This is a genomic window from Mucilaginibacter sp. P4_G9, assembly GCF_056400985.1.
The window spans coordinates 19,774-27,709 of record NZ_JBFUKF010000024.1; the positions used below are offsets into that span (position 1 = coordinate 19,774).

At 39.3% G+C, this 7,936-nt stretch carries 9 protein-coding genes and 1 pseudogene; all 10 read right to left on the reverse strand.

Translation table 11 applies throughout. The features are described 5' to 3' along the window. Window positions 1–59: 59 nt before the first annotated feature. Window positions 60–800 (reverse strand): isoprenyl transferase, encoded by a 741-nt coding sequence (locus AC1DPZ_RS04365; RefSeq protein ID WP_477401502.1) that lies wholly within the window; start codon window positions 798–800, stop codon window positions 60–62. Between the two features lie 398 nt (window positions 801–1,198). Beyond that, window positions 1,199–1,720 (reverse strand): ExbD/TolR family protein, encoded by a 522-nt coding sequence (locus tag AC1DPZ_RS04370; RefSeq protein WP_477401504.1) that lies wholly within the window; start codon window positions 1,718–1,720, stop codon window positions 1,199–1,201. Between the two features lie 146 nt (window positions 1,721–1,866). Next, window positions 1,867–2,649, reverse strand: coding sequence for a type IX secretion system protein PorG (gene porG / locus AC1DPZ_RS04375; protein WP_477401505.1), 783 nt, complete (start codon window positions 2,647–2,649; stop codon window positions 1,867–1,869). Window positions 2,650–2,658: 9 nt separating this feature from the next. Further along, entirely contained in the window at window positions 2,659–3,540 is an 882-nt protein-coding gene (locus AC1DPZ_RS04380; protein ID WP_477401507.1) for an NAD kinase, read from the reverse strand. A 56-nt stretch (window positions 3,541–3,596) separates the two neighbouring features. Continuing rightward, window positions 3,597–4,259, reverse strand: a complete 663-nt coding sequence (locus tag AC1DPZ_RS04385) for a CBS domain-containing protein (protein ID WP_477401508.1) — start codon at window positions 4,257–4,259, stop codon at window positions 3,597–3,599. Window position 4,260: 1 nt separating this feature from the next. Further along, the gene (locus AC1DPZ_RS04390) at window positions 4,261–5,022 is read right to left on the reverse strand and encodes an alpha/beta fold hydrolase (protein WP_477401510.1); all 762 of its coding nucleotides are present in this window, start codon (window positions 5,020–5,022) and stop codon (window positions 4,261–4,263) included. Window positions 5,023–5,183: 161 nt separating this feature from the next. Further along, window positions 5,184–5,627 (reverse strand): annotated as a pseudogene (locus AC1DPZ_RS04395) (GatB/YqeY domain-containing protein); the annotation flags it as partial. 173 nt (window positions 5,628–5,800) lie between these two features. Next, the gene (locus AC1DPZ_RS04400; protein WP_477401511.1) at window positions 5,801–6,559 is read right to left on the reverse strand and encodes an SDR family oxidoreductase; all 759 of its coding nucleotides are present in this window, start codon (window positions 6,557–6,559) and stop codon (window positions 5,801–5,803) included. A 110-nt stretch (window positions 6,560–6,669) separates the two neighbouring features. Further along, entirely contained in the window at window positions 6,670–7,404 is a 735-nt protein-coding gene (gene porT, locus AC1DPZ_RS04405) for a type IX secretion/gliding motility protein PorT/SprT (RefSeq protein WP_477401513.1), read from the reverse strand. Continuing rightward, window positions 7,401–7,936, reverse strand: a 536-nt coding sequence (locus AC1DPZ_RS04410; protein ID WP_477401515.1) for a ubiquinone/menaquinone biosynthesis methyltransferase, incomplete at its 5' end; no start/stop codon positions are given. The genes porT and AC1DPZ_RS04410, both read right to left, overlap by 4 nt.

A 7,936-nucleotide genomic window follows, 5' to 3' on the forward strand; every position in this document is an offset into this window, starting at 1 on the left:
ATATTTTAGTGGGCTAAAATTAATTTATACAGTTGTTAAAAAGTGTTAAAAGAAAAAATTTAGTTAAGCTGCTCACTTGTCATACCAAAACGACGTTCGCGTTTTTGGTAATCAAGTATGGCTTCGTACAAATCTTCCTTCCTGAAATCGGGCCATAGCTTTGCCGTAAAATACAACTCTGCATAGGCAATTTGCCATAATAAATAGTTACTTATCCGATATTCGCCGCCGGTTCTGATCAGTAATTCAGGATCGGGCATATCGTTGGTGAATAAATTTCTTTCAAAAACATCTTCATTAATATCTTCCACTTGCAGGTCGCCGCTTTTTACCTGCAGGGCTATGTTTTTAGCCGCCTGTAAAATTTCGCGTCTTGAGCCATAGCTTAAAGCCAGTGTAAGTACCACTCCCGTATTTAACGAGGTTTTTTGCATGGCCGCGTTAAGCTCTTTTAAGCATTTTGGGGGTAGCATGTCCAAATCACCAATAGCATTTAGCTTAATATTATTTTTCATGAAGCCGGCTATTTCCTTATGGATGGTGCTTACCATAAGCTCCATTATAGCCATAACCTCAAATTTGGGTCTGTTCCAGTTTTCTGATGAGAAGGTATATAGTGTAATATATTTTATACCCAGTTTATCTGCGCCCTCAACAACGTCCCTAACAGATACCACACCATTATGATGACCAAATACCCTTAACTTGCCTTTTCCTTTTGCCCAACGGCCGTTGCCATCCATAATGATAGCTACATGCTTAGGGAGTTTTAACAAATCAATCTGATCCAAATATTCCATATTACTCATTATCAAAAACCGTGTAATGGTTTATAAAAGACATGCCTTTGTTTTAAATTCTATCAACGCTATGTCTAATAAATATTTGTTTTTAGACTAATCAACCTTAAAAATTAACCGGTTACAGCAAGATTTAAATGCCAAATTGCCGGTTTTTTCAGGGTACAAAGGTAAAACTTACTTTGTATTTTTTTAGTATGCAACGATAAAAGAAAATGTTATTATAAATATTGTCCTTAAATGTCATAAAAAACACATAAATGGCATTTAATGCAGCTATTTTTATTGATTTATAAATTGGCTAAACGTAAAAAAAGGCATCAATAACCAAATAAATGGCCATGATGCCTGTCAAAAAGGATATGTGGAAGGTTAGGTGGAATTACTTGAATATGATTTTAATAAATGCCTTTTTGCTTTAAAACATCTATATCGGGCGTGGTTATATCAACAATAGAATATCTGTCTGTTTTGGTAATAGTAAGTTCATCTAACGTACTCACCAGGTTGCTATATGCTGAATGGTTGCTGGGTTTAAGTAAAACAATCATGTCTTTACCATATTTGTCATGAATCATTTTATTGGTTTCGATAAGCGTTTTCCGCAAGCCAGTGTGCCCAAAGCCTGCCACGGTGGGCACTATTATAGGGTTCTTAAGTTCGCCCAGGTAATACACAACCCTATCGTTTTTTCCAAGACAGATAGTAAGACTGCGACTGGCTGGTACCGGACCTTTATCTCTCCCATCGGGCATCGCTAAAGGCATGGCCTTTGGTTTTGCAAGCGTAGTTGTCATTATAAAAAAGGTGATCAGCAGGAAAGCCAGGTCAACCATCGCGGTAAGATCAACGCGCACATTCATTTTTTTGCGCCTATGGGTTGAACTCGTTTTTTGAGGAGAAGAATTTAATTCGGCCATGATTTTACAGATTTAAGGTTAAAATAAAATCGGTATTAAATACCGACAATCAACACTTAAACGAATTGTAAAATCAATTATTATGTATTTTACAGAATTTAATTCTGTTAAATTAAAAATTTAAGAATTAAATTCCGATTAAAAAATTAGTAATAACAACGCTGGGTTACAAAAGTATAGGAGATGGTAAAACCTATTAAAAAATAGGTATCCCGGGGTTTAAAATCGCCGCGCTGCGTTCCTGCCGAACCAATGTAAACTCCAGTCCGCTCGCCCGATCTGTCAGATAATGCCCTGGCTGTGCCGGTAAGTTTGCTTTTGTTGGCGTATACACCGCTTACATCATCGAGGTAATCGGTAAATGTGTAGCGATAACCGATATCGGCCGCCAGGCTAAACTTGCCGCCAATATTGTACTTTATACCCACTCCATATGGTATTACTACGGTATTATCACCATACTGTTTTTGCTGATCTTCCGTTTTTAACTCCCTTAAATCAACAGATGCACCGTTATAATTAGTACGTGGGGCAAAACCCGAGATCCCGATACCAGCGTATATAAAAGGTGTAAATTTATTGGGGCCTGCATCAGGGATGTATTTCAGGAAATTGAATTCGCCTATAGCGCTTATTTCCTTTACGCCATCGGTAAAGTTCAAATTACGATCACGAAACTGCTGACTGGATGAGGTACTATCAGCAGCGCCAAACTTACCGTAACTGAACGTTAACCTTGCCGATAGGTAACCATCAAAATTTCGTTTTACAAACAAGCCGCCAGATATGCCGCTTATTTTAACAGGATTATTGGGATTTAAATCGCCAATGTAGCCGGCGCCGCCTATAGAGCCGCCTATCTCCCAGGTTTGTGCCTGCAGGTGATATGAAACCAGCAAAAGAAATATAAAAAGTAAAAATTTAGGCATTAAGCTATTTTAATAGTTACGGGCATCCAGTCCCCATAATAGTTTGTTCCTTAACGTAGTTAAATAACTTTCATTATTTAAACGGATCAAATTTAGCTGAAAACCAGCTTTAGCTACATGAAACTTCATGGTTTCGTCCATAACTGCCATCCTGGAATCGCAGGATACCAGGTATTTGGAGCTTCGGGTTTCTACCTCAAAACATAGTTTGCTATTATCGGGCAATATGATAGGCCTTACATTTAAGTTATGAGGCGATACCGGTGTTACTACTATGCTATTTGATTGCGGGAATATAATTGGGCCTCCACAGCTTAATGAATATGCCGTTGAGCCCGTTGAGGTTGATATAATAAGACCGTCGCCCCAGTAGGAGTTTAAAAACTCATCATTTAAAAACACATGGGTAATAATCATGGCGGCATCATCGCGCTTGTGGATGGTTACATCATTTAACGCAAAGTTATCGTTCCCAAATACTTCTGTTTTTGAATSAATCTTCAGCAGTTCGCGGCTATCAAGCGTAAACTCCTTATTTACTACCGCATGAATAGCTGCATTGATATCGCTTTTATTTACGCTGGCTAAAAAACCCAACCGGCCAAAATTAATCCCTATAACAGGAATACCGCTATCGCGGATAACGGTTACCATATCCAGCAGGGTACCATCGCCGCCAAGCGTTATAAAAATATCAATAAAACCTTTTAACGAATCGGTGCTTTGCAGCACATCATATTTTACGCCGTTTATTTTATCCTGAAGATACTCGTTAAGCAGATGATGCACATAGATCTCGACATTGTGCTGGGCCAGGTTATCAAATACCTGCTGTATATAAGGTATTACCGATGGCTCATTAAATGGCCGGCCGTAAATTGCGATCTTCATAGATGTTTTTTATTAGTCGATGGTCTATGGTCCATGGTCCATGGACTAACTTCTAATTACAAATTAAGATAATTCATGAGTGAATCGTAACGATCTCTGCCGTTATCGTTATTATCAGTATTGTTAAAGGTTGCCTTTATAGCATATTCATACCGCAGGAAGGTGGCTATTATAGTTGAGATATCCTGCTTATTTACCTTAAGAGTTACTTCCATCCGGGTTGAATCGGGAAATGTTTGAACGTAAGAACTTAGTATCTGGGCATTGTCAGATTCCACTATCTGCGCCATATGCGCCAGCGAGTTGTTTTTATTGTTGATTTCGAGCACAATAATACCGCCAGGTTGTGATACCGACGTAATCTGGGCAAAATAATCGGTAATGGCATTTATAGTAATCAGGCCCAGGTAGTTTTGCTTGGCATCAAGTACCGGCACCACCGTAAGCTTGCGCTCGTAAAACAGGCGTATCACATCATATATATGCTGATCTTCCAGGACATAGGGATTAACGAGTGAAAGCCCCAACGAACCTACCGGTGCCTGGTAATCGCTTTCAACTATAAAATCATCCTCGGCAATTAATCCTAAAAATTGTTTTTCATTTACAATTGGCAGGTGCCTCAAGCGAAACTCCATCATACGGTCATATACCTTCTGTATAGTATCAGAAGTATGAACCGGAGGTATCACATCAGCTATCAGTTCAATTGCAATCATGTTATCCTTTTATTTTATTTAAAAACGCGCTAAACAAAGCATTAAACTCCTGTGGCCGCTCCATCATTGGGGCATGGCCACATTTATCAATCCAGTGCAATTCAGAATCGGGTAACAATTCATTAAACTCAACCGCTACTTCGGGCGGCGTTATTTTATCGTCTTTACCCCATATTAAACATACCGGCAGATTCATCTTGCTCAGGTCCTTTTTCATGTTATGCCGTATAGCCGATTTTGCCATCGCCAGTAACCTGATCACGCTATGCCTGTCGTTTATCAGTTTATGAATATCATTAACCATCTCATCAGTTGCAATGGCCGGATCATAAAAAGTATACTGCACCTTTTCTCTTACAAAATCAATACTTTCGCGGCGCGGAAACGAGCCACCAAAAGCATTTTCATACAACCCCGAGCTGCCGGTTAATACCATGGCTTTTATATTTTCGGGATGAGCTAAAACATATACTAAAGCCACATGCCCGCCAAGCGAATTACCCAGCAATGTTATATTGCTCAGTTTTTTAAACTTGATGAACTTATGTACAAATTTTGATAAACTTCTTACACCAGTGGTTAAAAGAGGCATATCATAAATTGGGAGAATTGGGATTATTACACGGTATCGGGATTTAAACTCCTCAACCACGCCATCCCAATTGCTCAACGAACCCATTAAACCGTGAAGTAGTAATAATACCTCACCTTCGCCCTCATCGATGTAACTAAAACCGTTTTCCTCTTTAAGCACGAAATCCATATAAATTATTAGTATTAATTTTCAATTAACTATACCAAAACCCGTTTTAGTATAAAATATGTTAATTCGCTATAAATTTAGTTTATTACGAACGACTTGCAACAATTATAGTAATAATTTATCAATGTAAATATTAAGCTTACATTGTTAAATTGMTATCCCAACAATTGCCTTACCACTTCTGATATGGTTTTACCATCGGCTTTGCCGGCAAGTTCTTTATTGGCAGTGCCCATAACTTTACCCAGATCCTGTATTGATGTAGCCCCTATCCTTTCAATCAGCTCCTGCAGGTAACCTTCAATTTCAAAACGGGTCATTTGTTGTGGCAGGTAAGGTTCTATCACGCGCATTTCTTCCATCTCGATCTCGTAAAGATCCTCCCGGTTTTGTGTGCGGTAAATATCTGCCGATTCTTTACGTTGCTTAATCAGTTTTTGAAGCACTTTGATCTCAGCCTCCTCGGTAAGTTCATCTGCAGCGCCTTTTTCGGTTTTAGCCAGCAGTAAAGCTGATTTAATTGCGCGCAACCCCCTAAGACGATCCGGCTGTTTAGCCAGCATAGCCAGTTTTATATCCTGGTCTATTTGTGTTATTAGTGACATGTGTTTTAATTTTAGATATGCAGATTTCAGATGTGCAAATTATGTTTTTTAATTATTGAATCGGTGAATTTATTTAATGCGTAAGCCCCAGGTGTGTAGGTTAAAAATTATTGATTTCAAATATGCAGATCACTTTGCTCATTTGCATATCTGCACATCTGAAATCGGCATATCTATTTTCTGAATATATTAGTCGCCGTTGCCTGGGCTGTTGGCATAATCACCAGGTCGTTAATATTTACATGAGCCGGCCGCGATGCTACAAACCAGATGGTTTCGGCAATATCCTGTGCTATCAGCGGCTCAAAGCCATCGTAAACCTTTTTGGCGCGTTCCTTATCGCCTTTAAACCTAACTTCAGAAAACTCTGTTTCAACAGCGCCGGGATGAATGGCTGTAACTTTAATTCCGTGCGATAACAGGTCAACCCGCATACCTTTGTTTAACGCATCAACAGCGTGCTTGGTTGCGCAGTACACATTACCATTAAGGTAAACTTCTTTGCCTGCTATTGATCCTAAATTAATAATGTGTCCTTTACCATTACTTATCATCCAGTTTGATACCACACGGCTTACATAAAGCAAGCCTTTTATATTGGTATCAATCATGGTTTCCCAGTCGTCGACATCCCCATTTTGTATCGGATCCAATCCCTGGCTCAAACCGGCGTTATTAACCAAAACATCTACCATTTTCCATTTTTCCGGTAAACCCTCCAGGTTTTCAATCACCTGCTGGCGGTTGCGTACATCAAATGATAAAATGGCAATCTCAATGTTATATGTATCATTTAAGTGTTCGGCCAGTTTTTCAAGCCGGTCTTCCCTTCTGCCGGTTAATATCAAATTATAACCCTCACGGGCAAATACGTGGGCAGATGCCTCGCCAATTCCGGCAGTGGCACCTGTAATTAAAACAACTTTACTCATGATAGTATGATAACTATAGCCGCGAAATTATGTTTTTTAGTTTGAATTATTGTTGTATTGAGGTAATAAGCCTCACCCAAATTATCCCTCGGTGGAGATATAGCGACGGCTTATTCAAAAAACAAACTAAACATAACCGTATGTAATGACAATTTGCTGATAGGACTTGAAAAAGGGTGATTCTCTGGCACCAATATATTACCAAATGAGTTGGATATCTTGATCTGCGGCGAGAGCTTAAAAAATTCAAAATAAATATCACAGCCAAGGCCCGCCTCATATGAACTAAATCCGCCGGCATTTTTTACCAGCTTATCCAATGGGTCTAAATTAGCTTCATTTTTTTTTGATCCGATGGCCTTGGTGTATTTAACGCCGCCTAAAATATAAGCCCTGAAATCGCCAAGCCTGTCGGATTTTATCTTGAACGATATCGGCACATCTACCGAAGTGGTTTGTACCTGTTTTATCTGATTTTGATCGGGGTTGGCATACGTATAAGTTAAATTACGATCGGCAAAAACCAACGATGGGGTAACGCGTACTTCAAAATGCTCTGTTACAGTGTACCGGGTTAAAAAACCTATAGCAAAACCAGGGGTGCTTTTTGAACTGATGCTGTTTAACGAGTCGGTTACATATTGATTGTTGGTAGCATCAAAAAATGGTTTACGCCAGTCGGGCTTCTTTACTATTTTAAAATCGCTGCTAACGTAATTGAAGCTAAAACCAAAACTCAGGTCTTGCTGATCGGCACCTCCGCCCCATGCAGGTACATTTTGTGCAAACAAAAGTTTGCAGCAAAACATAAGGCATACAACTAAAAAGCACCGCATTTTGATCATTTAACGCCGGTATATATTGAACAGATACCAAACGCCAATGGCCTGTGTTTGGTATTTTTAAAGCCTACTTTATCCATTAAAGCAACAAAACTTTCGCCATCCGGGAAAGCAGCTACAGACTCGGGCAAATAACTATAAGCCCTTGAATCTTTACTAAACAATTTGCCAATACCAGGTGTAATATAGTTAAAATAAAAGCTATACAACTGTTTTATAGGGAAAGCCCGGGGTTTTGAAAACTCCAGTACTACCGCTTTGCCGCCCGGTTTTAATACCCTTTGAATATCGGCCAAACCAATTTGCAGGTTCTCGAAATTACGAACACCGTAAGCAACCGTAACAGCGTCAAAAGCATTATCGTCAAAAGGCAGTTTTTCCGAATCACCAAGTTTTACTTCAAACTTATTGCCAAGGCCACGGTTTTGAATCTTTTGCTCAGCAATATCCAACATGCCACGGGAAATATCCACACCAATTATTTTATCCGGATTTAACGCTTTCAGGGCTTCGAAGGCAAAATCACCTGTACCCG

Excerpts from the sequence above, each read along its gene's own strand:
- AC1DPZ_RS04365 (WP_477401502.1), bottom strand. The coding sequence starts at position 800 with ATGGAATATTTGGATCAGATTGATTTGTTAAAACTCCCTAAGCATGTA.
- AC1DPZ_RS04370 (WP_477401504.1), bottom strand. The coding sequence starts at position 1,720 with ATGGCCGAATTAAATTCTTCTCCTCAAAAAACGAGTTCAACCCATAGG.
- porG (WP_477401505.1), bottom strand. The coding sequence starts at position 2,649 with ATGCCTAAATTTTTACTTTTTATATTTCTTTTGCTGGTTTCATATCAC.
- AC1DPZ_RS04385 (WP_477401508.1), bottom strand. The coding sequence starts at position 4,259 with ATGATTGCAATTGAACTGATAGCTGATGTGATACCTCCGGTTCATACT.
- AC1DPZ_RS04390 (WP_477401510.1), bottom strand. The coding sequence starts at position 5,022 with ATGGATTTCGTGCTTAAAGAGGAAAACGGTTTTAGTTACATCGATGAG.
- AC1DPZ_RS04400 (WP_477401511.1), bottom strand. The coding sequence starts at position 6,559 with ATGAGTAAAGTTGTTTTAATTACAGGTGCCACTGCCGGAATTGGCGAG.
- porT (WP_477401513.1), bottom strand. The coding sequence starts at position 7,404 with ATGATCAAAATGCGGTGCTTTTTAGTTGTATGCCTTATGTTTTGCTGC.